Source organism: Nocardioides iriomotensis (assembly GCF_004168035.1).
GTDB lineage: Bacteria > Actinomycetota > Actinomycetes > Propionibacteriales > Nocardioidaceae > Nocardioides_B > Nocardioides_B iriomotensis.
The window spans coordinates 38071-61400 of record NZ_SDPU01000013.1 but is presented as its reverse complement, the minus strand read 5'-3'; the positions used below and the strand labels follow the sequence as shown (position 1 = coordinate 61400).

Genomic DNA, 23330 nt, shown 5'->3' with positions numbered 1-23330 from the left:
CCTGGTCGCCGGCACTGGTCCACCGCGTTTGTAGGCTGTCTGCCGCATTCCCCGGTTGGTCTGCCGGCAGGGCCCGCCTGACTTTGAATCAGGACTAGCGACGTAGGTTCGACTCCTACCCGGGGAGCCAGAGCGGTACCCAGCGACCCCGGAGGCATACGTGAGCGACCCCACCGAGCGCACTGGCCTAGTCGACGCTGGCCGCCCCGCCGCCGTCATCGTGCTGGCGGCCGGCAGCGGCACCCGGATGAAGTCGAAGACCATGAAGGTGCTGCACCCGATCGGCGGGCGTTCGATGGTCGGTCACGTCCTGCACGCCGCGCTCGCCGTCCACCCCGACCGCGTCGTCGCTGTCGTGGGCCATGGCCGCGACCAGGTCGGCCCGCACGTGCTCGAGCAGGCGCCCGGCGCTCTGCTCGCCGTCCAGGAGACGCAGGAGGGCACTGGGCACGCCGTCCGGGTCGCCGTCGAGACGCTGGCGGCCGAGGTGGGTGCGCCGGCGGGCACGGTCGTCGTGATGTACGGCGACACCCCGCTGCTGCAGGGCGAGACGATCGCCGCGCTGGTGGCCGACCACACGGCCGGACGCCGCGCGGTGACGGTGCTGACCGCGCAGGTCGACAACCCGTTCGGCTACGGCCGGATCATCCGCGACGCCGACGGCGGCGTCACCGCGATCGTCGAGGAGAAGGACGCCACCGCCGAGCAGGCCTCGGTGCGCGAGATCAACAGCGGGGTGATGGCCTTCGACGGGTCGTTCCTCGCCGACGCTCTCGGTCGGATCACCAACGACAACGCGAAGGGCGAGTACTACCTCACCGACGTCGTCGGCCTCGCTCGCGAGGCCGGACAGCCGGTGGGTGCTCACCTCATCGACGACGTCATCCAGACCGAGGGCGCCAACGACCGGGTGCAGCTCGCGGCGCTCGGCCGCGAGATGAACCGACGGATCGTCGAGCGCTGGATGCGCGACGGCGTCACGGTGATGGATCCGGCCACGACGTGGATCGACGCCGACGTCGTGCTGGAGCCGGACGTCACGATCCTGCCCGGCACCCAGCTGCTCGGGGCGACCGTGGTCGCGGAGGACGCCGTCGTCGGGCCGGACTGCACGCTCAAGGACGTCGAGGTCGGCCGTGGCGCCCGCGTCGTGCGCACGCACGGCGAGCTCGCGGTCGTGGGGGAGGGCGCGACCGTCGGGCCGTTCGCCTTCCTGCGGCCCGGGACCGAGCTCGGGCGCGACGGCAAGATCGGCACCTACGTGGAGACCAAGAACGCCAAGATCGGCGACGGCGCGAAGGTGCCGCACCTGTCGTACGTCGGGGACGCCGAGATCGGCGACGGCACCAACATCGGCGCCGGCACGATCTTCGCCAACTACGACGGGGTCAACAAGCACCGCACGACCGTCGGGCGGCATGCCCGCACCGGGTCGAACAACACGTTCATCGCGCCCGTCACCATCGGCGACGGCGCCTCGACCGGCGGTGGCACGGTGGTCCGGCGCGACGTACCCCCGGGCGCGCTGGCCGTCTCGACCGGCCCGCAGCGCAACCTCGAGGAGTGGGTCCTGTCGAGGCGGGCGGGCACCGCGCAGGGCGACGCGGCCGCGGCGGCGCTGGCCGCCGGGGATGAGCCGTCTCACAGCGACGAGCCCCGATTGGGTCGGGGCGAGGGGTCTGGTTCACAATCGACCTGACGCGGTGCGTGTACCAGAGCTCGAGGAGACCCCTGACGTGAGCGGCTTGAAGCGGACGACCGAGAAGAACCTCATGGTCTTCAGCGGTCGGGCACACCCCGAGCTCGCGGAGGAGGTCGCCGAGCTGCTCGGCACCGGGCTGGTCCCGACCTCGGCCTACGAGTTCGCGAACTCCGAGATCTACGTCCGCTTCGAGGAGTCCGTCCGGGGCTCCGACGCCTTCGTGATCCAGAGCCACACGGCGCCGATCAACGAGTGGATCATGGAGCACCTGATCATGGTCGACGCGCTCAAGCGCGCCTCGGCCAAGCGGATCACGGTCGTGATGCCGTTCTACGGCTACGCCCGCCAGGACAAGAAGCACCGCGGCCGCGAGCCGATCTCCGCGCGCCTGATGGCCGACATGTTCAAGACCGCCGGCGCCGACCGGCTGATCGCGGTCGACCTGCACACCGCGCAGATCCAGGGCTTCTTCGACGGCCCGGTGGACCACCTGATGGCGCTGCCGATCCTGTCGCAGCACGTGGCGGACCGCTACGGCCACGAGCAGCTGGCGGTCGTCTCGCCCGACGCCGGCCGGATCAAGGTCGCCGAGCAGTGGTCGAGCCGGTTGGGCGGTGCCCCGCTGGCGTTCATCCACAAGACCCGCGACATCAACCGGCCCAACGAGTCGGTCGCCAACCGCGTCGTCGGCCAGGTCGAGGGTCGCATCTGCGTGCTCGTCGACGACATGATCGACACCGGTGGCACGATCGTGAAGGCCGCCGAGGCGCTGATGAACGACGGCGCCGCGGGCGTCGTCATCGCCGCCACCCACGCGATCCTGTCCGACCCGGCGGTCGACCGGCTCAAGAACAGCCCGGCCACCGAGGTCGTCGTGACCAACACGCTGCCGATCCCGGCGGACCGGCAGTTCGACAAGCTCACCGTGCTGTCGATCGCGCCGCTGATCAGCCGCGCGATCCGCGAGGTGTTCGAGGACGGTTCGGTCACCTCGCTGTTCGAGGGCCAGGCCCAGTAGGAGCGCCCCCCGCGCGCCCCTACTGGGGCACGCTGACCCGCGCGGCGCTCCGGCCGGTCACGAACATCAGCAGCTCCTGCATCGGCGCCTCGACCACGCGGTCACCCCGGCCCCGCGTCCAGTCGGTGTCGGTCGCGACCAGGCGGAGCCCGCGCCGTGGGATCCCTGTGCCGAAGACGGGCGCGAACAGCAGCCAGGCGCGGTCGGCCGCGAACGCCGCGGCCTCGGCCGGCATCTCGTGCTCGATGCCGAGCGGCCGGAGCACGTCCTGGGTGTGCACCAGGGCGTCGATCAGCGGCTCCACGTGCGTCGTGGTGGGGACGTGGTGGGTCGAGCCGTCGTACCGCTCGTACTGGGCCAGGATGTCGTCGACCGGCGCCTTTCCCAGCTCCTTGGTCACCTCGAAGATCGCGCGGTGGTAGCCCTTGAGCATCAGCGGCGTCATCCGCAGCACCTCGCGCCAGCCGATCTGCGGCGTGGAGATGACGTGGGCGGCGACGTCGCGCACGGTCCAGCCCGCGCAGAGCGAGTCGTGCTCCCACTGCTCGGCGTCGAGGGTGGCGAGGTGGCCGGCCAGGGCGCGACGTTCCGCGTGGATGTACCGCCAGACGGTGTCCTTGTCCATGCCGCTCATCGCCACGCCTCCGAAACTGGTAAGGTTCCCTGACGAAAATAGTCAGGACTCCTGACCAATCTGTCAAGGCCGAGGGAGAGGAGGTCCAGCCCATGGCCGACCAGCCGCACGTGGCCGTGCTGATGTTCATCGCGCAACGGCACGCCGAGCGCCGGATCCTCGACTTCCTCGCCGACGAGGGCTTCGACGACGTCACCCTCGCCCAGGCCCGCGTGGCCGCGCGTGTCAGCCAGGACGGCATCCGCCTCACCGAGCTCGCCGAGCAGGCCCAGATCACCAAGCAGGCCTGCGGCGAGCTCGTCGGCCAGCTCGAGCGGACCGGGTACGTCGAACGCGTCCCCGACCCCTCCGACGCCCGGGCCCGCCTCGTCCGGCTCGCCGCACGCGGCCGGGAGGCGCAGCACCGGGCCCGCGAGATGGAGCAGCGGATCGACCGGGAGTGGGAGCAGCACCTCGGCGCCAAGCGGATGGCCGAGCTGCGCCGCTCGCTGGCCGACCTGCGCTCGATCACCGACCCCTGGGCCTGACCACCCCCGCGTCGCGGATTCGCGCGCGGGCCGGGGAGGCCGTTAGACTCGGCAAGTTGCCTCGGCGAGGGAGATGTTCTCGCTCCGTGATCGACGCGGTGGCCCGACCGGCTGGTCTTCCGGCCCGGTCCGCGCCCGCGTCCCGGAGCGCCACCCTCCTCACCGGTGCAGCCACCGAGCAGAAGCACCACACGCACGTCGTACGCATCGAAGCTGAGGAGTTCCACCCCCATGTCCGAGAGCAACATCCAGGCCGAGCCGCGCACCGAGTTCGGCAAGGGCGCCGCCCGCCGCATCCGCCGCGCCGACAAGGTCCCCGCGGTCCTCTACGGCCACGGCAGCGACCCGATCCACGTCACCCTGCCCGGCCACGACACGATGCTGGCCCTCAAGCACGGTGGCGTGAACGCGCTGCTCACGCTGACGGTCGACGGCACGGAGCAGCTCGCCCTGCCCAAGCAGGTGCAGCGCGACCCGATCAAGGGCTTCCTCGAGCACCTCGACCTGCTCATCGTCAAGAAGGGCGAGAAGGTCACCGTCGAGATCCCCGTCCACCTCAACGGCGAGGCCGCTCCCGACGCCCTGGTCGTCACCGAGCACTCGACGATCACCGTCGAGGCCGAGGCGACCCACATCCCCGAGTACGTCGAGGTGTCCATCGAGGGCGCCGAGGTCGGCACCCAGGTGTTCGTCAGGGACCTGGAGGTCCCGACGGGCTCCACGATCCTCGCCGACGAGGACACGCTGGTCATCAACGTGACCCACGCCCCGACCGCCGAGGAGCTCGAGGCCGAGCTCGAGGAGGCCGAGGCCGAGGCCGGCATCGAGCGTGACGAGGCCGAGGTCGAGGAGGGCGAGGCCGCCGAGGGCGCCGAGGGCGAGGCCGCCGAGGGCGAGAGCGCCGAGGGCGAGGGCGACTCCGAGGAGTGAGCCGCGTCAGGTCTCTCATCGAGGCCGTCGCGCGTGCCCTCCGGGGCTCGACCGAGTACGACAGGAAGGCCGGGGATCCCGTGAGCACCACGCCTGCCGGCGCCGACAGCGGTGTCTGGCTGGTCGTGGGCCTCGGGAACCCCGGCCCTTCGTACGCCGGCCACCGGCACAACATCGGCTACCTCGTGGCCGACGAGCTGGCCGACCGCGTCGGCTCCGGCTTCCGGCCGCACAAGTCCGGCCGCGCCGACGTCGTGGAGGGCCGCCTCGGCGGCACCGGCGGCATCGGCGGGGTGCGGGTCGTGCTGGCCCGGCCGCGCTGCTACATGAACGAGACCGGCGGACCCGTGTCCACGCTGGCGAAGTTCTACAAGGTCCCCGTCGAGCGGATCGTCGCGATCCACGACGAGCTCGACATCCCCTTCGACACGATGCGCGTGAAGATCGGCGGCGGCGACAACGGCCACAACGGCCTCCGCTCGATGCGCCGCTCGCTCGACTCCGGTGACTTCCACCGGGTCCGCGTGGGCATCGGCCGCCCGCCCGGCCGGCAGGACCCCGCCGCCTTCGTGCTGTCCAACTACTCGTCCAGCGAGCGCAAGGTGCTGCCGTTCCAGGTGGACCGCGCCGCCGACGCCGTCGAGAGCCTGGTCACCGAGGGCCTCGACAAGACCCAGAGCCGCTTCAACTCCTGAAGGAGTCCGCATGAACACCCCACGACGTTCCCCGTCTCCTCCGCTACGCTCCTCCGCCGGAGAACGCCGCGGGGACCCCGTATGAGCACCACCGACCTCCCCGTCCCGCCCGCCGAGGCGCTGGCCGACGACCACCTCTTCGCCGCCTGGGCGGCCACCGTCGCCGGCGAGCGGCTGACCCAGGTCCGCACCGAGGGCCTCGAGGGCAAGGAGCTCAAGGACGCCGGTGACCAGGCCGCCCACGACCTGCTCGTCGCGCTCCTCGCCGAGCACCGCCCCGGCGACGCCGTGCTGTCGGAGGAGGGCAAGGACGACAAGGCCCGCCTCGGCGCCGACCGGGTCTGGATCGTCGACCCGCTCGACGGCACCCGGGAGTTCTCCGAGCCGCCGCGCGACGACTGGGCCGTGCACGTCGCGCTCTGGTCGCGCACCGGCGACGACACCGGCGAGCTGGTCGCGGGCGCGGTCGCGCAGCCCGGCCTCGGCACCACCTTCCACACCGGCCAGCCGCCGGTGGTCCCGGCCCGCACCGCGCCCCGTCCGCGGATCGCGGTCTCCCGCAGCCGCCCGCCGGCGTTCGTGCAGGCCCTGGCCGAGGAGATCGGCGCCGACCTGGTGCCGATGGGCTCGGCCGGAGCCAAGGTCATCTCCGTCGCCCGCGACGTGTCCGACGCCTACGTGCACGCCGGCGGCCAGTACGAGTGGGACTCCGCCGCCCCCGTCGCGGTCGCCCGCGCGGCCGGCCTCTTCACCTCGCGCGTCGACGGCACCCCGCTCGTCTACAACCAGGACGACGTCTGGCTGCCCGACCTCATCGTCTGCCGTCCCGAGCTGTCCGACGCCATCGTCGAGTTCGTCCGCACCCACGGCACCGACTGACGTGCGCGCGGGGGGCGTGTCCGCCGTCCTGTGGGACGCCGACGGCGTCCTCCAGGACCTGCCCTCGGGCTGGGAGGCCTCGATGCGCCCGGCCGTCGGGCACCTCGTCGACGACGTCGAGGGGTTCCTCGCCGCGGCGTTCGCCGCCGAGCGGCCGTGCCTGACCGGCGACGCGCGCTGGGTCGAGGTGCTGCCCCGCCTGCTGGAGGAGTGGGGCATCCCCGAGGCGTACGACGACGCGCTGCAGGTGTGGCTCACGATCCGGCCGGTCGAGGAGACCCGAGCGCTGGTCGCGAAGGTGCGCGCCACCGGCGCGCGCTGCTACCTCGCCACCAACCAGGACGAGCACCGCGGCCGCTTCATGCAGCGCGAGCTCGGGTACGACGAGCTCATGGACGGCGCCTTCTACTCCTACGACCTGCGCGTCGCGAAGCCCGACCCGGCCTACTTCCGCACGGTCCTCGACCGGCTCGGGCTCGCCCCCGACAGCGTGCTGTTCGTCGACGACAACCCGGGCAACGTCGACAACGCCCGGGCGGTCGGCCTGCGCGCCGAGAGCTGGCAGGTCGGGGAGGGCGTCGACGTCCTCCGCGAGCACCTCGTGCGGCACGGGCTGGACGTCTGATGGAGCTGGAGTTCACCGGCCCGGTCTTCGAGTGGCGCGGCCCCGCGCCGTACCACTTCGTCGCCGTGCCCGAGGACGACGCCCTCGTGATCCAGGACGTCGCGGCCGCGCTGACCTACGGCTGGGGGATGATCCCGGGCACCCTTCGCATCGGCGAGACGACGTGGACGACGTCGCTGTGGCCCAAGGACGGGTCGTTCGTCGTGCCGCTGAAGGACAAGATCCGGCAGGCCGAGGGGATCGAGCTCGGCGACGTCGTCACGATCACCCTCACGCTCGACGTCTGAGGCGGGACCTACTCGTCGGGGTCGGCCGGGCCCTCGGCGCCCGCGGCCTCGTCACGCTCCGCCCACTCCAGCAGCGGGGTGAAGTCGAAGACGTGGTCGTCGATGTCGTGGTGCAGGTCGCCGAGCTCGGCGTAGCGCGCGGGCACCGTCGCGATCGTGAAGTCGCGCGGGTCCGCGTCGTCCACCTCGTCCCACCGGATCGGCGTCGACACCGTGCCCTCGGGGTTGCCGCGCACGGAGTAGGCGGCGGCGATCGTGTGGTCGCGGGCGTTCTGGTTGTAGTCGACGAAGAGCCTGGTGGGGTCGCGGTCCTTGCGCCACCAGGTCGTCGTCACGTCGTCGGTACGGCGCTCGACCTCACGCGCGAACGCCAACGCTCCGCGCCGGACGTCCTTGAAGCCGTGGTCGGGCGGGATCCGCACGTAGACGTGCATCCCCTTGCCGCCCGACGTCTTGGGGTAGCCGGTGGCTCCCAGCTCGTCGAGCACCTCGTGCACGACGTGGGCGACCCGGCGCACCGTCGCGTAGTCGCACTCGTCGCCGGGGTCCAGGTCGATGCGCCACTCGTCGGGCTTCTCGGTGTCGGCGCGGCGACTGTTCCACGGGTGGAACTCGACCGTCGACATCTGCACCGCCCAGACCACCTGGGCGATCTCGGTGACGCACAGCTCGTCGGCGGTCCGGTTCCAGCGCGGGAAGTGCACGCGCACGGTCTCCATCCACGGCGGGGCGCCGTGGGGGAGCCGCTTCTGGTGGACCTTCTCGCCGCTGACGCCGGTGGGGAACCGGTGCAGCATGCACGGCCGCTCGCGGAGCGCGTTGACGATGCCGTCGCCGACCGCGAGGTAGTACTCGACGAGGTCCATCTTGGTCTCGCCGCGGGCCGGGAAGTAGACGCGCTCGGGATTGGAGACCCGGACGACCTTGTCCTCGACCTCCAGCTCCACCGCGGGCGACGACCCCTTCGATGCCATGGAGAAAACCTAGCGACCGGGGCCCCCGGGACAGGCCAGGATGGCCGCCATGACGTCGTACATCTCCCACACCAGCGTGGACTGCAAGAACGCCTACGAGCTCTCGGAGTGGTGGAAGCAGGTGCTCGGGTACGTCGACGTGGACGGCGACCCCAACGAGCCCGGCCACGAGGAGTGCATGATCCTGTCGCCGCAGACCGGCCACCACGTGCTGTTCATCGAGGTCCCGGAGGGCAAGCAGGTCAAGAACCGCGTGCACTTCGACCTCCGGCCGAGCGACGGCACCCGCGACGAGGAGGTGCGACGGCTGCGCGACCTCGGCGCGACCGTGGTGGCCGACCACAGCAGCATCCATGGGCCGGGCATCGGCTGGGTCACCCTGGCCGACCCGGAGGGCAACGAGTTCTGCGTCCTGCGCAGCGACGCCGAACGCGCGGCGCAGGCGTGACCGGGATCGTCACCGGTCCGCGTCCGGACCTCGAGGAGGTGCTGACCGACCGGCTGGTCGAGTTCAACGTCGCCGCCTCGGAGGCCGTGCGGGAGCGGTTCGAGCCGGACAACCTCCGGTCGAACCCGCTGGCCGCGTGGGCACTCGACGGGGAGCGGCTCGTCGGCGGCTGCGTCGGGCGCACCGAGGACGTGTGGCACTGGCTGACCGTCGACACGATGTGGGTCGACGCTTCGCTGCGCGGCACCGGGCTCGGCCGCGCGCTGCTCGCGTCCGTCGAGGACCAGGCGCGAGCCCGCGGCTGCCGCTGGGCGAAGCTGAACACCTGGGACTTCCAGGCGCCGGGGTTCTACGGGGCCTGCGGGTACGACGTCTACGCCCGCGAGGTCGACTACCCGCCCGGCCACGTCAACCACCTCATGCGCAAGGACCTCTGAGCAACGCCCTGCGGAGCGCCCACCCGCAGGGCAGACTCGGCGCATGAGCCACGTCGACGTGCCCGCCCTCCTGCGCGACCGGCTCACGACGCTGATCGCGGCCACCCGCGACGCCGAGCGCCGGATCGGCGAGGACGACCCCGAGGGCGTGCACGACCTGCGGGTCGCGCTGCGGCGCATCCGCAGCCTGGTCACGACCTTCCGCCAGGAGCTCGGCGAGGAGGAGTGCGACGCCCTGCGCCTCGACCTGCGCCGCGCCGGTCTCGAGCTCGGCGGGCTGCGCGACCTCGAGGTGGTGGAGGGCCGCCTGCACCAGCTCCTCGGGGAACAGCGCGTCGAGCTGGTCCTCGGCAACGTCGCCGGGCGCATCGACGACCACGTGCGGGCGCTGCGCGCCGAGGCGGCCCCGGCCGTCGACACCTTGCTCGGCTCGGCGGCCTGGCGGACGCTGCTCGCCGACCTCGACGTGTTGGCGGAGCGGACGCCGCACGCGAGGCGGTCCACCGCCCGCAAGCGCCTGCGCAAGGACTGGCGCCGGCTGCGCAAGCGGGCCGCCGTCGCGGCGATGACCACCGACGAGCACCTGCGCGGGAATGCGCTCCACGACGTGCGCAAGGCCGCCAAGCGGGCCCGGTACGCCGCGGAGACGCTGGGGCCGCTGTTCGGCGACGACGCCGCCCGGCTCGAGCAGGCAGCGGAGGCGGTGCAGGACGCCCTCGGCAGCCATCGCGACACCCTGCTCACCCGGCAGACACTGCGCGACCTGGGCGTCCAGGCCTACCTCGACGGCGACAACGGCTTCAGCTACGGCCGGCTGCACGCGCTGGAGGAGATCGCCGCGGCGGCGTACCTCGCCGACTACGAGCGCGTGCACGAGCGCCTCGGCAAGGCCACGGTCGCCGGCTGGCTCGGCTGAGCCGCTGCCGCGGCCCGGCGGCTGTCGGCGGCACTCCGTAGACTGGCCGCTCCAACCCCCTGTCGACCTCGACCGGGGGCGTCTGTGCTGTCTGTGCCGTCCTTCTCGATCCTGGAGCGTCCTCTCATGACTGCCCTTGCCGGTGTGGCCGAGCTGGTGCTCGGCGACAAGACGCTGAGCAGCGCGCTCGACGAGGCCCGCGCCGGCACGCTCCCGGCCCTCGACCTGACCGGTCCCGCCGCGCTGCGCCCGTTCACCGTCCGCGGCCTCGTCGACGCCGGCCGCACCGTGCTCGCGGTCGCGGCGACCGCCCGTGAGGCCGAGGACCTCGTCGACGCGCTGGGCGGCCTGATCGACCCGTCCCTGGTCGGCTACTACCCGTCCTGGGAGACGCTGCCGCACGAGCGGCTCTCCCCGCGCAGCGACACCGTCGGCAAGCGGCTCGCCGTGCTGCGCCGGCTCAAGCACCCCGGCGACGACGTCTCCAACGGCCCGCTCAAGGTCGTCGTGGCGCCGGTCCGCTCGGTGCTGCAGCCGCAGGTCAAGGGCCTCGCCGACCTGGCGCCGGTCGAGCTGGTGGTCGGCGACGAGGCCGACCTCGAGGACGTCGTGCGCCGTCTCGCCGGCGCGGCCTACTCCCGGGTCGACCTGGTCGAGAAGCGCGGCGAGTTCGCGGTGCGCGGCGGCATCGTCGACGTGTTCCCGCCGACCGAGGAGCACCCGCTTCGCGTGGAGTTCTGGGGCGACGAGGTCGAGGAGATCAGGTCGTTCGCCGTGGCCGACCAGCGCACGCTGGAGCCGGTCAGCCGACTGTGGGCGCCGCCCTGCCGCGAGCTGCTGCTCACCGACGAGGTGCGCGAGCGCGCCCGTGTGCTGGGTGAGCAGCACCCGCAGCTCGTCGAGATCACCGACAAGCTCGCCGCCGGCGTCGCCGTCGAGGGCATGGAGTCCCTCGCTCCGGCGCTCGTCGACGACATGGAGCTGCTCGTCGACCTGATGCCCGACGACACCCACGTGCTCGTCCTCGACCCGGAGCGCGCCCGCAGCCGCGCCCACGACCTGGTCGCGACCAGCGAGGAGTTCCTCGGCGCGTCGTGGGCGGCCGCCGCCGGTGGCGGGCAGGCGCCGATCGACCTCGGGGCGGCGTCGTACCGCAGCCTCGCCGAGGTCCGCTCCCACGCGCTCACCCAGCAGAAGCCGTGGTGGAGCATCTCGCCGTTCGGCCTCGCCGACGACGACGTCCCGGCCGACGACGCGCCGCTGCGCGACGTGATGGGCGAGATCGTCCGCGCCGACGTCGACTGGGAGGCGGGGGCGGTCGAGAGCCGGGCCGTCGACGTCAAGCCGGCCGACGAGTACCGCGGCGACATGGAGCGCGCCATCGGCGACATCCGCACCTGGCTCGCCGGCGGCCGGCGCGTCGTGCTGGTCAACGAGGGTCACGGCCCCGCGCAGCGGCTCACCGAGGTGCTCCAGGAGCACGACGTACCCGTCCGCATGGTCGACGCCCTGCCCACCGCGGCCGACGTCCCCACCGACCTCGCGGTCGTCACCTGCGCGACGCTGGCCCACGGGCTCGTCACCGACGACCTGGTGGTCGTCACCGGCGACGACCTCTCCGGCCAGCGCGCGTCCACCAAGGACATGCGCAAGATGCCGGCGCGGCGCAAGCGGCAGATCGACCCGCTGGAGCTCAAGCCCGGCGACTACGTCGTCCACGAGCAGCACGGCGTCGGCCGCTACGTCGAGATGAAGCAGCGCGAGGTGCAGGGTGCCACCCGCGAGTACCTCGTCCTCGAGTACGGCGCCTCCAAGAAGGGCCACCCGCCCGACCGGCTCTACGTCCCCACCGACCAGCTCGACCAGGTCACGCGGTACGTCGGCGGCGAGCAGCCGTCGCTCGACCGGCTCGGCGGGGCCGACTGGGCCAAGCGCAAGGGCCGCGCCCGCAAGGCCGTGCGGCAGATCGCGGCCGAGCTGATCAAGCTGTACGCCGCCCGCCAGGCCACCCAGGGGCACGCGTTCGGCCCCGACAGCCCGTGGCAGCGCGAGCTCGAGGACGCCTTTCCGTTCACCGAGACCCCCGACCAGCTCTCGACCGTCGACGAGGTCAAGGGCGACATGATGCGCACCGTCCCGATGGACCGGCTGGTCTGCGGTGACGTCGGCTACGGCAAGACCGAGATCGCCGTGCGGGCGGCGTTCAAGGCCGTCCAGGACGGCAAGCAGGTCGCCGTGCTCGTGCCGACGACCCTGCTCGTGCAGCAGCACTTCTCGACGTTCGCCGAGCGGATGTCCGGCTTCCCCGTCGTGCTCAAGGGCCTCTCGCGGTTCCAGACCGACAAGGAGGCGGCCGAGGTGATGGAGGGGCTGCGCGAGGGCAGCGTCGACATCGTCATCGGCACCCACCGGCTGCTCAACCCCGACATCAAGATCAAGAACCTCGGCCTGATCATCGTCGACGAGGAGCAGCGGTTCGGCGTCGAGCACAAGGAGCAGATGAAGCGGCTGCGCACCTCCGTCGACGTGCTGTCGATGTCGGCGACGCCGATCCCGCGCACGCTGGAGATGGCGATCACCGGCATCCGCGAGATGTCCACGATCACCACCCCGCCCGAGGAGCGGCACCCGGTGCTCACCTACGTCGGCGCCTACGAGGACCGCCAGGTCACCGCCGCGATCCGGCGTGAGCTGCTCCGCGAGGGCCAGGTCTTCTACATCCACAACCGGGTGCAGTCGATCGAGAAGGCCGCCGGCCGGATCAAGCAGCTCGTGCCCGAGGCGCGCGTCGCCACCGCCCACGGCCAGATGAACGAGCGGCAGCTCGAGCAGGTGATGGTCGACTTCTGGGAGAAGCGGTTCGACGTGCTGGTGTGCACCACCCTCGTCGAGTCCGGCCTCGACGTCTCCAACGCCAACACGATGATCATCGAGCGCTCCGACATGCTCGGCCTGTCCCAGCTGCACCAGCTGCGTGGTCGCGTCGGACGGTCCCGCGAGCGTGCCTACGGCTACTTCCTCTACCCGGCCGACAAGCCGCTCACCGAGACCGCCCACGAGCGGCTCGCGACTCTCGCGCAGCACTCCGACCTCGGCGGCGGCATGGCGATCGCGATGAAGGACCTCGAGATCCGCGGCGCCGGCAACCTGCTCGGCGGCGAGCAGTCCGGCCACATCGCCGACGTCGGCTTCGACCTCTACGTGCGGCTCGTCGGCGAGGCGGTCAACGAGTTCCGCGGCGACGGCGCCGAGCAGGAGCCGACCGAGGTCAAGATCGAGCTCCCGATCGACGCGCACCTGCCGCACGACTACGTGCCCAGCGAGCGGCTGCGGCTCGAGATGTACAAGCGCCTGGCGGAGGTCCGCTCCGACGAGGACGTCGCGCTGCTGCGCGAGGAGATGCTCGACCGCTACGGCGAGCCTCCCGCCCCGGTCGCGTCGCTGCTGGAGGTGGCCCGGTTCCGGGCCCGGATGCGCGGTGCGGGTCTCACCGACGTGACCGTGCAGGGCAAGTACGTCCGGTTCGCTCCGGTCGAGCTGCCCGACTCCGCGACGGTGCGGCTCAACCGCCTGTACCCGAAGAGCATCGTCAAGGCCAGCCTGCGTACCATGCTCGTGCCCCGTCCCTCGACCGCCGTCGTGGGCGGTACGCCGATCCGCGACGAGGCGCTGCTGACGTGGGCCCGTCAGGTCGTCGACACCGTGGTCGACCCGGCAGGAGCCACCCCGGCGCCTGCCGCCGCGAGCCAGTAGGACCGGTAGGAGAGAGAACTCGTGACCCGAGCCAAGGTCAAGCTGTCCGTCATCGCGGTCGCCGCCGCGGCCGTCCTGTCCGGCTGCGGGATGCACCCGGGTGCCGCGGCCGTCGTGGGCGACGAGCAGATCTCGACAAACACGGTCGACGACGCCGCCGCCGCGCTGTGCAGCTCGACCGTCAGCGCCGCCGTGGCGCAGGGTCAGCCGCGGCCCGACCTGCCGTCGCGCGGCGCCCGCTCGGCCGCGATCCAGCTGCTGCTCGACAACGAGCTGAGCCGGCAGTACGGCGAGGCCGAGGGAATCAAGGTCGACCAGGAGGCGGTCTCCTCCGCGCTGGCCCGGAGCGCCCAGCAGATCAACCTGCTGCCGCAGCCGGAGCGCGCCCACTTCCGGGCGCTGTTCCTGGGCTTCCAGGTCAGCCAGAGCATCCTCGACCAGGCCGGCGCCGCCTCGCTGGCGCAGCAGGGCAACGCCAACCCGTCGCCTGAGGAGGCCAGCGCCGAGGGCGCGCGGCTGCGCAACCAGTGGGTGAAGCAGCAGGGCATCGACGTCGAGGTCGACCCGCGCTTCGGCGAGTACGCCAACGGCACGGTCACGCCCACCAGCGGCTCGCTCTCGATCGCCGCGTCCGACCGGGCGCGCCAGGGTGCCGCCGACGAACCGGGCCAGGCGTGGACGGCCGGTCTCCCGATGTCGCAGAAGTGCTGACGCTCCTCGTCACGAGTCCCCGGGTCGCACCCGGGCTGATGACCTGGCCCGCGTGGCAGGCGGTCACCGGGCCGGCGACGCTGCTCGCCGCGTCCGCCGACCTGCCGGTCGTGCGCGCCGTCGAGGCCGCCGGCCGCCCCGTCACGATCGTCGACGACCCGTCGACCGCGGCGCTGCTCAACGCCGCTGCGTCCGGCCTCGTCGTGTACCTCGCCGGTGACGAGGAGGCAGACCGGCTCCCCGCCGAGCTCGCCGCCGCGCTCGTCGCCGGCCCGGCCGACGGCTCCGACGCCGCCGAGGTCGAGGTGCTGCACGCGTCGTACGACGTCCCGGGGGCGCGGCTGCTCGACCTGGTCACGGTCATGGACCAGCTGCGGCTGCACTGCCCGTGGGACAGGGAGCAGACCCACCGGTCGCTTGCGACGTACCTCGTCGAGGAGGCCTACGAGACGCTCGAGGCGATCGAGACCGGCGACGTCACCCACCTGCGCGAGGAGCTCGGCGACCTGCTGCTGCAGGTCTACTTCCACGCGCGGATCGCCGCTGAGACGCCCGACGAGGACGGCGGCTTCACCATCGACGACGTCGCCGGCGGCATCGTCGACAAGCTGGTGAGCCGGCACCCGCACGTCTTCGCGGGCCTCGACGTCGCCGATGCCGCGGAGGTCGAGGAGAACTGGGAGGCGCTGAAGGCCTCCGAGAAGGGCCGTACGTCCGTGCTCGAGGGCGTCCCGATGGCGCTGCCCGCCCTGCACCTCGCCGACAAGGTCGTCGGCCGCGCCGGCCGCGTCGGCGTCACGCCCGCCACCGGTCCGTCCCTCGGCGACCGGCTGCTCGCCCTCGTCGTCGAGGCACGCGCCGCCGGCGCCGACCCCGAGCAGGAGCTGCGGGACGCCGTCCGCCGGTTGGCCGAGGCGGTGCGGGCCGCGGAGGCCTGACGTCCTGCGCGACTGCGCACGTGCACTGTTGTGACACCGTGGCCGGTGGATCCCGTGTCACAACGGCGCATGTGCATGGTTGTGCCCGGGCCGAGCCTGTGGACGACCGCCGACGCGCCGACTCCGGACGCGGCAGGCTCGACGGATGAGCAGCCTCGACCTCCGCCGACCGTTCACCCGCGCGGACGCCGTGGCCGCCGGTGTCGACCCGCGCGTGCTGCGGACGTCGCGGTTCCGGCGGCTGTTCCGCGGCGTCTACGTCAGTGCTGCACATGCTGACGAACCGTGGCTCCGCACGGCCGGCGCGCTCGCGCTCCATCCGCCGGACGCCTTCGCCAGTCACCACTCGGCCGCGCGACTGCTCGGCCTGCCGGTCCAGGGTGCTGCCGTCGAGCATGTGTCGGTCAACCGCGCCCAGGACCGCCGCTCACGTGCGGGGATCGTGTGCCACGTCGCGCCGGTCGGATCGCAGGTGGTGGAACGGCAGGGGCTGCGCGTGTCGGCGCCGCGCCAGGTCTTCCGAGAGCTGGCCGGCGTGCTGTCGCTCGTGGACCTGGTGGTGGTCGGCGATGCGCTGGTCCGGCTCTTCCCGCTGACCGCCGCCGACCTGCTCACGACGTTCACGGTGGGGCGCGCCGGCCGTGCGGCTGCGTACGTCCGTGACGGCGTGGGCTCGCCGATGGAGACCCGGCTGCGCCTGCTGATCGTGCTTGCCGGGCTCCCCGAGCCGGTGGTCGACCACGTGCTCTGGAACGACGCTGGTGGCGCACGGTTCCGGCTCGACCTTGCGTACGTCCCTCTACGCGTGGCGGTGGAGTACGACGGTCGGCAGCACGCGCACGACACGCGGCAGTGGCGGCACGACCTGCGGCGGCGCGAGTGGCTCGACGCGCACGGCTGGCGCCTGGTGGTCGTCACGGCGGAAGGCATCTACCGGGATCCGGTCGACACGCTCGAACGCGTCCGTGCCGCCCTCGCCGCTCGGACAACATCCGTGCCCCGCCGGCTCGACGAGGGCTGGCGGGGTCACTTTCCCTGCTAGACGAGCGCCTCGCCGCTCATCGCCGCCATGGCCGCCGCGACCTGGCGGTTGTGGTCCGCCAGCAGACCGGCGTCGGTGCGCGGCAGCACGTCGTCCCAGAGCTCGAGCATCCAGCCGCGCGCCTGCATCATCCCGAGCGGGCGGGCCGCGAAGGCCAGGTGGAAGTGCGCGCTGCCGTCGCCCCACCGGGCGAAGTGGGTGCGTGCGACGCCGTCGAGCGACTGCACGGCGCCGGCCAGCCGCTTGATCACGACGCCCATGGTGGTGACCTCGTCGGGGCCGAGCTCGTCGAGGCGCAGGTGGGCGTTGGGCGCCAGCCCACCGATCCAGGGGAGCCCGCTGTCGTGCGCGCCCACCACGTGCCAGTGCTCGTCCGCCCAGATCCAGTGCTCGCGGCCGCGGGCGGGGCAGTGCCAGCACTCCGACGGGTCGAGCACCCCGGAGCGGGGTTCCTCGGGCACCAGCATCGGCGCCAGCGGCTCCATCCGGAGCTCCTCGACCGGCACCATCGGGTGCGCGACGACCATGTCGGTCGCGTAGCGCTCGCCGATCGTCACGCCGTCGTGCCAGCGGGAGGTCGCGGGGTGGGTGAGGTACTGCGGCTCGTCTGTCACGCGCCGGAGTGTGCCACCCGACCCGCCGTACCGCGGGGCGAGCCGTCGCGGCGACACCCCGCACCGCCGTTAGGCTGGGCCCGTTCGACCGTCCGTCTTCCCCCAGGAGCAACCGTGGCCAGCATCGAAGCCGTCGGCGCCCGCGAGATCCTCGACTCCCGCGGCAACCCCACCGTCGAGGTCGAGGTCGCCCTCGACGACGGCACCATCGGCCGCGCGGCGGTCCCGTCCGGCGCGTCGACCGGCGCGTTCGAGGCGATGGAGCTGCGTGACGGAGGCAAGCGCTACCTCGGCAAGGGCGTCGGCAAGGCCGTCGACGGCGTGCTCGACGTGATCGGCCCCGAGCTGGTCGGTTTCGAGGCCTCCGAGCAGCGCCTCGTCGACCAGCGGCTGCTCGACCTCGACGGCACCCCCAACAAGGCCAAGCTCGGCGCCAACGCGATCCTCGGCGTGTCGCTCGCGGTCGCGCGTGCGGCGGCCGACAGCGCCGGCCTCCCGCTCTTCCGGTACGTCGGGGGGCCCAACGCGCACGTGCTGCCGGTGCCGATGATGAACATCCTCAACGGCGGCGCCCACGCCGACACGGGCGTCGACGTCCAGGAGTTCATGGTCGCCCCGATCGGCGCGCCGACGTTCCGCGAGGCGCTGCAGCAGGGCGCCGAGGTCTACCACGCGCTCAAGAGCGTGCTGAAGGAGAACGGCCTGGCCACCGGCCTCGGCGACGAGGGCGGCTTCGCCCCTGACCTGGCCAACAACCGTGCGGCGCTCGACCTGATCAGCACCGCCGTCGAGAAGGCCGGGCTGAAGGTCGGCCAGGACGTCGTGTTCGCACTCGACGTGGCCGCGACGGAGTTCTGGAACGACGGCTCCTACACGTTCGAGGGCGCCGGCAAGTCCAGCGACGAGATGATCTCCTACTACACCGAGCTCGCCTCGTCGTACCCGATCGTCTCCATCGAGGACCCCCTCAACGAGGAGGACTGGGACGGCTGGAAGGCGATGACGGCGGCGCTGGGCGACAAGCTCCAGCTCGTCGGCGACGACCTGTTCGTCACCAACGTCGAGCGGCTCGGCCGCGGCATCGCCGAGAAGTCCGCCAACGCGCTGCTGGTCAAGGTCAACCAGATCGGCTCGCTCACCGAGACCCTCGACTCCGTCGACCTCGCGCACCGCAACGGCTTCCGCTGCATGATGAGCCACCGCTCCGGCGAGACCGAGGACACCACGATCGCCGACCTCGCGGTCGCGACCAACTGCGGCCAGATCAAGACCGGTGCCCCGGCGCGGTCCGAGCGGGTCGCGAAGTACAACCAGCTGCTCCGGATCGAGGAGGAGCTCGACGACGCCGCGCGGTACGCCGGACGCGGCGCGTTCCCGCGCTACACCGCCTGACCCGACCCCGCCGACCCACAGCCGACCCGCGAGGAGCCAGCGCACCATGGCCGACCGCCGCCCGTCGTCCCGGGGCAACCGCCCCGGGGCTCCCGGCGCGTCCTCGCGACCCCGCGGCGGGTCGAGCCGGCCCCACCAGCACCAGCGGCCGACGTCGCGGCCCCCGGTCCGCGCGGCCGCCGCACGCACCGCTGGGCCAGGAGCCCAGGCGCCGCGCCCCCGGTTCACCGGGCGGGCCGCGATCCTGGTGCTCGTGCTGGCCGTGCTGATGGTGTCCTACGCGTCGAGCATGCGGGCCTATCTCGAGCAGCGCTCCCACCTCGAGACGCTGCACGACCGGATCGCTGCGTCGGAGGACAACATCGAGGCGCTGGAGCGCGAGAAGGAGCGCTGGGACGACCCGGCGTTCGTCCGCGCCCAGGCCCGCGAGCGGTTCGGCTGGGTGCTGCCCGGCGAGATCGGCTTCCAGGTCATCGACGAGGACGGCACGGCGCTCGACCACGACGACTCCCTGCCCGACCCGGTGGCGACCGACGAGGAGGAGCAGCCGCTGTGGTGGCAGACCGCGTGGGACAGCGTGGAGGCCGCCGGCAACCCGCAGGACGCGGAGGACGCCCCCGAGCCGATCGAGCGCATCCGGGCCCCGAAGCCGCCCGCGCAGCGGTGAACGCCCCGATCGAGCCGGCGGACGAGGCGAAAGTCGGCGAGCAGCTCGGCCGGCCGCCGCGCTCCATCCACGCCGTCGCGCACCGCTGCCCCTGCGGCAACCCTGACGTCGTCGCCACCGAGCCCCGGCTCGACGACGGCACCCCGTTCCCGACGACCTTCTACCTCACCTGCCCGCGCGCGGCCTCGCGCATCGGCACGCTCGAGGCGTCCGGGCTGATGAACGACATGACCGAGCGGCTCGCCGACGACCCCGACCTGGCGGCGGCGTACCAGCGGGCGCACGAGCGCTACCTGGAGTACCGCGAGTCCATCGGCCACGTCGAGGAGATCGCGGGCGTCTCCGCGGGCGGGATGCCCACCCGCGTGAAGTGCCTGCACGTCCTCGCCGGCCAGTCGCTGGGCATGGGCCGCGGGGTGAACCCGCTCGGTGACGAGGTGGTCGACGCGCTCGGAGAGTTCTGGCAGTCGGGACCCTGCGTATGACGCGGGTCGGGTCCATCGACTGCGGCACCAACACCATCAAGCTGCTGGTCGCCGACCTCGACCCGGCGAGCGGCACCGAGGAGCAGCTCGTCCGTGAGATGCGGATCGTGCGCCTCGGCCAGGACGTCGACCGGACCGGCCGGCTCGCCGACGAGGCGGTCGCGCGGACGCTCGCGGCGGTCGAGGAGTACGCCGCGATCCTCGACGAGCACCGGGTCGACGCACTGCGCTTCTGCGCCACGTCCGCCAGCCGCGACGCCTCCAACGGCGACGAGTTCCGCGCGGCCGTGCGCGAGCGGCTCGGCGTCGAGCCCGAGGTCGTGTCGGGCGACGAGGAGGCCGCCCTGTCCTTCGACGGCGCCACCCGCGCGCTGCAGGCGACCGACCTGCCCCGGCCGTTCCTCGTCGTCGACATCGGCGGCGGCTCCACCGAGCTGGTGCTCGGCGACACGTCCGTGGACGCGGCGCGGTCGCTCGACATCGGGTCGGTCCGGATGACCGAACGGCTGATGCCCTCCGACCCGCCGACCCCCGACGAGGTGGCCGCGGCCGCGGACGCGATCGACGCTGCCCTCGACACGCTCCCGTCCTTCGGTGTCGACCCCAGCCGGGCCGCAACCGTCATCGGCGTCGCCGGCACCGTGACCACCGTGGCGACCCTGCTCGCCGGCCTCGACCACTGGGACCGCGAGCGGATCCACCTCGCCACCTTTCCCGTCGACGACGTGCACGCCCTGACCGACCGGCTGCTGCACCTGACCGTCGCCGAGCGGATCGCGCTGCACGTGCCGAGAGGCCGCGCGGACGTGATCGGAGCCGGTGCGCTCGTGCTCGACCGCGTGCTCCGCCGTACCCCCGCCGAGCGGCTGCTCGTCTCCGACGCCGACATCCTCGACGGGATGGCGTGGTCGCTGGTCCACCGCGAGGATTGACCCGGCTGCTCCTCGGGTAGGTCCAGGAAGGACGAGGGACGCCGCACTGACGAAGGAGCGACGATGAAGAAGCTGACCCTGCTGGCCGCCGCCGCCGTGGGCTACGTCCTCGGCAGCCGCGCCGGACGCGAGCGCTACGAGCAGATCAAGGCAGGGGCCACGAAGATCGCCCAGGACCCGCGGGTCCGGGCCAAGGCCAGCGAGGCCGGCCAGACGATCAAGGAGCAGGCCCCGCACGTGAGGGACAAGGTCGTGGAGACCGCCTCGTCGGCGACCGCGGCCGCCAAGGAGAAGGTCGGCAGCCACAGCAGTGGCGCCGACCAGTCCACCCCGTACCCGCAGTCGTAGCGGGACCCCCGGTCGACGGGCCGGGCCATGGACCCCGGGAGGATGGGGCCATGGTCCGGCCCGTCCCGCTTCCGCACCCGGTGACGGGCGAGGCGTTCCCGTCCCCGGTGCCTCCGGGGACCGGCTGGCCGGACGACCCCGCCACAGCCGACACACCGGTGGCTCGGACGGCTGCCGCGGTACGACGCACCGCGCGCGGCGCGACCCTGGACGACCTCGAGGCGGCGATCTCCGTGTGCCGCGCCTGCGACCGGCTGGTGCGCTGGCGCGAGGACGTCGCCGTGGGGAAGCGGGCGTCGTTCGCGGGGGAGCCCTACTGGGGCAGGCCGATCGGCGGCTGGGGCGACCCGCACCCATCGGTGCTGATCATGGGGCTGGCGCCCGCCGCGAACGGCGGCAACCGCACCGGCCGGATCTTCACCGGCGACCGGTCCGGCGACTGGCTCTTCGCCTCGCTGCACCGCGTCGGGCTGGCCGTGCAGGAGACCTCGCTGCACGCAGGCGACGGGCAGCGGCTGGTCCGGACCCGGATGGTCGCGACCGTGCGCTGCGCACCTCCGGACAACAAGCCGACGACCGACGAGCGCGACACCTGCGCGCCGTGGCTGCACCGCGAGGTCGCGCTCGTCTCGGACCGGCTGCGGGCCGTGGTGTGCCTCGGCTCCTACGGCTGGGACGCCGCGCTGCGGGTGTTCCGCGAGGTGGGGTACGACGTTCCCAGGCCCAAACCACGGTTCGGGCACGGCGCCGAGGCCGTGCTCGTCGCGCCCGACGGCCGCGAGGTGGTCCTGCTGGGCAGCTACCACCCGAGCCAGCAGAACACCTTCACCGGCAAGCTCACCGAGCCGATGCTGGACGCGGTGCTCGGTCGTGCGGCGTCGCTGGCCGCGCTGGAAGACTGAGCACCACGCCCCCGTAGCCCAATGGCATAGTCGCGGAAGGTTCGTGTGAGCGCCGACACATCGGACTCGATGTGCCTGCAGTGCTCGATGCGCGCTGGCAGTCTGTGTCTGCACTTGACAAGGTGACACGAAGACGGGGGATCTCATGCGTTCTCGCACGCGCACTCATGCGGCGCTGCTCGTAATGCTCGCTGTCGTGGTGGCCGGGTTGTCGGCTTGGCCCGCTGCGGGCCTCAACTCATCCATGACGACCAAATCGGACCCGATCGACGACTTGGAGGCCCTCAAGGGAGGGAAGAGCGCCAACGCGTCTGTGCGAAAGGCGACAGATTTGACATCGGTCGCGTTCGGCTCGGGAGTCGGTCGTTCGTCGTTCAAGTTGCGTTGGTGCACGAGGAAGGCCTCGTCGCCCAGTCTCAGCCCTGGGACGTCGTATGCCTACAAGGCGATCGTCGCCTATCCCGGTGCCGCGGTCATGGTGGGCGAGATCATCGTGTACGTGAGCCCGGACGGCGTGCGTACGGGAACAGTGGGGCTGCAAGGTTCGTCGGCGTCTGTGCGATCCAAGGTCGACAGTAACTGCGTCACTGCCAGCGTGCCCGTCGCCGCCTTCCCGAGTCACGTGAGCAGGCTCCAGCTCGCCATGGGCACCGAGATTGTGAACTTCTCGCCACGGTTCACGCTGATGGACCACGGCCCGGCGCGCTGGATCGATCTGCGCTGATCGTTCTCGCCAAGCCGGGGGTCGTGACGTCGCCAGTGCCCGTAACCTCGGGGCTGTTGGATCCGCCCCCGTAGCCCAATGGCAGAGGCAGAGGTCTTAAACACCTCTCAGTGTCAGTTCGAGTCTGACCGGGGGCACCCGCGCCGTCCCACGGTCGCTCATGCTCACCGGCGTCACCCCGTGAAGTCGACGTGCACCGTGCCGGTGTCCTCACCGGTGCTGTGCTCCACCGCGACACCCTGGGCGCCGACGTAGCGGCCGGTCCCGCCGGTGATCGAGATGACCGTGTTCGCACCGCCGAGCCGTGTGGTGGTGATGCCGCTGACCGTGCCGCCAGGAAGCGTGTAGACGCCGTAGCAGAGCAGCCGGGAGTCCTCGGGAACGGTCGCGCCCTTGACCACAGCACAGGTGGCGGCCAGGTTCCCGACCTTGTCCTTGCCGCGGAACAGGTGGTTGGTGAGCACGAACGAGTCGCCGGGCGAGGGGGCGAACTCGTCGGGCCCCTGCAGCGGTGGCGCGTCGACGTACCGGAAGGTCGCCCCCTCGTAGCGCAACGAGAGGTCGCTCGGCGACGCCCCCGACGCCGTGGACTGGTTGAGCAGGACACCGGCCGTCAGCGCGGCGAGGATGCCGAGGGCGAAGGCGGCGGCACTGCGGCGGGGCGAAGCGGACATGTCGACCTCCAGGTCTGGTCTGGGGTACGACGGGGCCTCCAGCGCGCAGCGTAGGACCGCTGCGCCGCGGGTGACA

26 protein-coding genes and 2 tRNA genes are annotated in these 23330 nt (G+C 72.4%); 24 read left to right on the top strand and 4 right to left on the bottom strand.

The window, feature by feature from the left end; genetic code table 11:
• Positions 1 to 48: 48 nt before the first annotated feature.
• From ETU37_RS05180 to ETU37_RS05170, 3 genes are all read left to right on the top strand, one after another.
• Positions 49 to 130 (top strand) — tRNA-Gln (locus ETU37_RS05180).
• A gap of 30 nt (positions 131 to 160) precedes the next feature.
• Entirely contained in the window at positions 161 to 1699 is a 1539-nt protein-coding gene (gene glmU / locus ETU37_RS05175; protein WP_276319667.1) for a bifunctional UDP-N-acetylglucosamine diphosphorylase/glucosamine-1-phosphate N-acetyltransferase GlmU, read from the top strand.
• A 37-nt stretch (positions 1700 to 1736) separates the two neighbouring features.
• On the top strand, positions 1737 to 2720 hold the full coding sequence (locus tag ETU37_RS05170) for a ribose-phosphate diphosphokinase (RefSeq protein ID WP_129986004.1): 984 nt from the start codon (positions 1737 to 1739) through the stop codon (positions 2718 to 2720).
• A gap of 19 nt (positions 2721 to 2739) precedes the next feature.
• Here ETU37_RS05170 and ETU37_RS05165 read toward each other — a convergent pair whose 3' ends face one another.
• A complete protein-coding gene (locus ETU37_RS05165) occupies positions 2740 to 3354 on the bottom strand; it encodes a maleylpyruvate isomerase family mycothiol-dependent enzyme (RefSeq protein WP_129986002.1) in 615 nt (204 codons plus the stop codon).
• A 92-nt stretch (positions 3355 to 3446) separates the two neighbouring features.
• On the opposite strand from ETU37_RS05165, the gene ETU37_RS05160 reads away from it, so the two are divergent.
• From ETU37_RS05160 to ETU37_RS05135, 6 genes are all read left to right on the top strand, one after another.
• Positions 3447 to 3881 carry a MarR family winged helix-turn-helix transcriptional regulator gene (locus ETU37_RS05160; protein ID WP_129986000.1) on the top strand — a complete coding sequence of 145 codons (435 nt, stop codon included), beginning with the start codon at positions 3447 to 3449 and terminating at the stop codon, positions 3879 to 3881.
• 231 nt (positions 3882 to 4112) lie between these two features.
• A complete protein-coding gene (locus tag ETU37_RS05155; protein ID WP_129985998.1) occupies positions 4113 to 4811 on the top strand; it encodes a 50S ribosomal protein L25/general stress protein Ctc in 699 nt (232 codons plus the stop codon).
• 80 nt (positions 4812 to 4891) lie between these two features.
• Positions 4892 to 5506, top strand: coding sequence for an aminoacyl-tRNA hydrolase (pth, locus tag ETU37_RS05150; protein ID WP_129985996.1), 615 nt, complete (start codon positions 4892 to 4894; stop codon positions 5504 to 5506).
• Positions 5507 to 5587: 81 nt separating this feature from the next.
• Entirely contained in the window at positions 5588 to 6385 is a 798-nt protein-coding gene (locus ETU37_RS05145; RefSeq protein ID WP_129985994.1) for a 3'(2'),5'-bisphosphate nucleotidase CysQ, read from the top strand.
• 16 nt (positions 6386 to 6401) lie between these two features.
• Positions 6402 to 7010, top strand: a complete 609-nt coding sequence (locus ETU37_RS05140; protein ID WP_129985992.1) for an HAD family hydrolase — start codon at positions 6402 to 6404, stop codon at positions 7008 to 7010.
• Positions 7010 to 7297, top strand: a complete 288-nt coding sequence (locus ETU37_RS05135; protein ID WP_129985990.1) for a DUF1905 domain-containing protein — start codon at positions 7010 to 7012, stop codon at positions 7295 to 7297. The genes ETU37_RS05140 and ETU37_RS05135 overlap by 1 nt, the downstream gene beginning before the upstream one ends.
• Before the next feature lie 8 nt (positions 7298 to 7305).
• On the opposite strand, the gene ligD is transcribed toward ETU37_RS05135, so the two are convergent.
• Positions 7306 to 8271 (bottom strand): non-homologous end-joining DNA ligase, encoded by a 966-nt coding sequence (ligD, locus tag ETU37_RS05130; RefSeq protein WP_129985988.1) that lies wholly within the window; start codon positions 8269 to 8271, stop codon positions 7306 to 7308.
• A gap of 49 nt (positions 8272 to 8320) precedes the next feature.
• Here ligD and ETU37_RS05125 point away from each other — a divergent pair, with 49 nt between their 5' ends.
• The 7 genes from ETU37_RS05125 (at position 8321) to ETU37_RS05095 (ending at position 16516) form a co-directional block, all read left to right on the top strand.
• Entirely contained in the window at positions 8321 to 8719 is a 399-nt protein-coding gene (locus tag ETU37_RS05125; RefSeq protein WP_129985986.1) for a VOC family protein, read from the top strand.
• Entirely contained in the window at positions 8716 to 9156 is a 441-nt protein-coding gene (locus ETU37_RS05120) for a GNAT family N-acetyltransferase (protein WP_206053740.1), read from the top strand. Before ETU37_RS05125 ends, ETU37_RS05120 begins: the two co-directional genes overlap by 4 nt.
• A gap of 43 nt (positions 9157 to 9199) precedes the next feature.
• A complete protein-coding gene (locus ETU37_RS05115) occupies positions 9200 to 10072 on the top strand; it encodes a CHAD domain-containing protein (protein ID WP_129985984.1) in 873 nt (290 codons plus the stop codon).
• 126 nt (positions 10073 to 10198) lie between these two features.
• The gene (gene mfd / locus ETU37_RS05110) at positions 10199 to 13825 is read left to right on the top strand and encodes a transcription-repair coupling factor (RefSeq protein ID WP_129985982.1); all 3627 of its coding nucleotides are present in this window, start codon (positions 10199 to 10201) and stop codon (positions 13823 to 13825) included.
• Between the two features lie 21 nt (positions 13826 to 13846).
• Entirely contained in the window at positions 13847 to 14536 is a 690-nt protein-coding gene (locus ETU37_RS05105) for a SurA N-terminal domain-containing protein (RefSeq protein ID WP_129985980.1), read from the top strand.
• Positions 14530 to 15474, top strand: coding sequence for a nucleoside triphosphate pyrophosphohydrolase (locus ETU37_RS23910; RefSeq protein WP_338068603.1), 945 nt, complete (start codon positions 14530 to 14532; stop codon positions 15472 to 15474). The genes ETU37_RS05105 and ETU37_RS23910 overlap by 7 nt, the downstream gene beginning before the upstream one ends.
• Positions 15475 to 15619: 145 nt before the next feature.
• Entirely contained in the window at positions 15620 to 16516 is an 897-nt protein-coding gene (locus ETU37_RS05095) for a DUF559 domain-containing protein (protein WP_129985978.1), read from the top strand.
• On the opposite strand, the gene ETU37_RS05090 is transcribed toward ETU37_RS05095, so the two are convergent.
• Positions 16513 to 17130, bottom strand: coding sequence for a hypothetical protein (locus ETU37_RS05090; protein WP_129985976.1), 618 nt, complete (start codon positions 17128 to 17130; stop codon positions 16513 to 16515). The genes ETU37_RS05095 and ETU37_RS05090 overlap by 4 nt on opposite strands.
• Positions 17131 to 17244: 114 nt before the next feature.
• On the opposite strand from ETU37_RS05090, the gene eno reads away from it, so the two are divergent.
• The 8 genes from eno (at position 17245) to ETU37_RS05050 (ending at position 22717) form a co-directional block, all read left to right on the top strand.
• Positions 17245 to 18522: a phosphopyruvate hydratase gene (eno, locus tag ETU37_RS05085; protein WP_129985974.1), complete on the top strand. Its 1278-nt coding sequence runs from the start codon at positions 17245 to 17247 to the stop codon at positions 18520 to 18522.
• Positions 18523 to 18568: 46 nt separating this feature from the next.
• Positions 18569 to 19189: an FtsB family cell division protein gene (locus ETU37_RS05080; protein WP_129985972.1), complete on the top strand. Its 621-nt coding sequence runs from the start codon at positions 18569 to 18571 to the stop codon at positions 19187 to 19189.
• The gene (locus tag ETU37_RS05075; protein ID WP_129985970.1) at positions 19186 to 19674 is read left to right on the top strand and encodes a DUF501 domain-containing protein; all 489 of its coding nucleotides are present in this window, start codon (positions 19186 to 19188) and stop codon (positions 19672 to 19674) included. The genes ETU37_RS05080 and ETU37_RS05075 overlap by 4 nt, the downstream gene beginning before the upstream one ends.
• The gene (locus ETU37_RS05070; protein ID WP_129985968.1) at positions 19671 to 20606 is read left to right on the top strand and encodes a Ppx/GppA phosphatase family protein; all 936 of its coding nucleotides are present in this window, start codon (positions 19671 to 19673) and stop codon (positions 20604 to 20606) included. Before ETU37_RS05075 ends, ETU37_RS05070 begins: the two co-directional genes overlap by 4 nt.
• A gap of 63 nt (positions 20607 to 20669) precedes the next feature.
• The gene (locus tag ETU37_RS05065) at positions 20670 to 20954 is read left to right on the top strand and encodes a hypothetical protein (RefSeq protein WP_129985965.1); all 285 of its coding nucleotides are present in this window, start codon (positions 20670 to 20672) and stop codon (positions 20952 to 20954) included.
• Positions 20955 to 21004: 50 nt separating this feature from the next.
• On the top strand, positions 21005 to 21856 hold the full coding sequence (locus ETU37_RS05060; RefSeq protein WP_129985963.1) for a uracil-DNA glycosylase: 852 nt from the start codon (positions 21005 to 21007) through the stop codon (positions 21854 to 21856).
• Positions 21857 to 22001: 145 nt separating this feature from the next.
• Positions 22002 to 22580 (top strand): hypothetical protein, encoded by a 579-nt coding sequence (locus ETU37_RS05055; RefSeq protein WP_129985961.1) that lies wholly within the window; start codon positions 22002 to 22004, stop codon positions 22578 to 22580.
• Between the two features lie 64 nt (positions 22581 to 22644).
• Positions 22645 to 22717, top strand: a tRNA-Leu gene (locus ETU37_RS05050).
• 36 nt (positions 22718 to 22753) lie between these two features.
• Here the strand turns inward: ETU37_RS05050 and ETU37_RS05045 are convergent.
• Positions 22754 to 23254 (bottom strand): hypothetical protein, encoded by a 501-nt coding sequence (locus tag ETU37_RS05045; RefSeq protein ID WP_129985959.1) that lies wholly within the window; start codon positions 23252 to 23254, stop codon positions 22754 to 22756.
• Between the last annotated feature and the right edge of the window lie 76 nt (positions 23255 to 23330).

Coding starts and splice junctions, on each gene's coding strand:
- ETU37_RS05125 (WP_129985986.1), top strand. CDS start 8,321: ATGACGTCGTACATCTCCCACACCAGCGTGGACTGCAAGAACGCCTAC.
- ETU37_RS05165 (WP_129986002.1), bottom strand. CDS start 3,354: ATGAGCGGCATGGACAAGGACACCGTCTGGCGGTACATCCACGCGGAA.
- ETU37_RS05060 (WP_129985963.1), top strand. CDS start 21,005: ATGGTCCGGCCCGTCCCGCTTCCGCACCCGGTGACGGGCGAGGCGTTC.
- ETU37_RS05070 (WP_129985968.1), top strand. CDS start 19,671: ATGACGCGGGTCGGGTCCATCGACTGCGGCACCAACACCATCAAGCTG.
- ETU37_RS05095 (WP_129985978.1), top strand. CDS start 15,620: ATGAGCAGCCTCGACCTCCGCCGACCGTTCACCCGCGCGGACGCCGTG.
- mfd (WP_129985982.1), top strand. CDS start 10,199: ATGACTGCCCTTGCCGGTGTGGCCGAGCTGGTGCTCGGCGACAAGACG.
- ETU37_RS05045 (WP_129985959.1), bottom strand. CDS start 23,254: ATGTCCGCTTCGCCCCGCCGCAGTGCCGCCGCCTTCGCCCTCGGCATC.
- ETU37_RS05145 (WP_129985994.1), top strand. CDS start 5,588: ATGAGCACCACCGACCTCCCCGTCCCGCCCGCCGAGGCGCTGGCCGAC.
- ETU37_RS05155 (WP_129985998.1), top strand. CDS start 4,113: ATGTCCGAGAGCAACATCCAGGCCGAGCCGCGCACCGAGTTCGGCAAG.
- ETU37_RS05055 (WP_129985961.1), top strand. CDS start 22,002: ATGCGTTCTCGCACGCGCACTCATGCGGCGCTGCTCGTAATGCTCGCT.
- ligD (WP_129985988.1), bottom strand. CDS start 8,271: ATGGCATCGAAGGGGTCGTCGCCCGCGGTGGAGCTGGAGGTCGAGGAC.
- ETU37_RS05135 (WP_129985990.1), top strand. CDS start 7,010: ATGGAGCTGGAGTTCACCGGCCCGGTCTTCGAGTGGCGCGGCCCCGCG.
- ETU37_RS05065 (WP_129985965.1), top strand. CDS start 20,670: ATGAAGAAGCTGACCCTGCTGGCCGCCGCCGCCGTGGGCTACGTCCTC.
- ETU37_RS05160 (WP_129986000.1), top strand. CDS start 3,447: ATGGCCGACCAGCCGCACGTGGCCGTGCTGATGTTCATCGCGCAACGG.
- ETU37_RS05115 (WP_129985984.1), top strand. CDS start 9,200: ATGAGCCACGTCGACGTGCCCGCCCTCCTGCGCGACCGGCTCACGACG.
- ETU37_RS05080 (WP_129985972.1), top strand. CDS start 18,569: ATGGCCGACCGCCGCCCGTCGTCCCGGGGCAACCGCCCCGGGGCTCCC.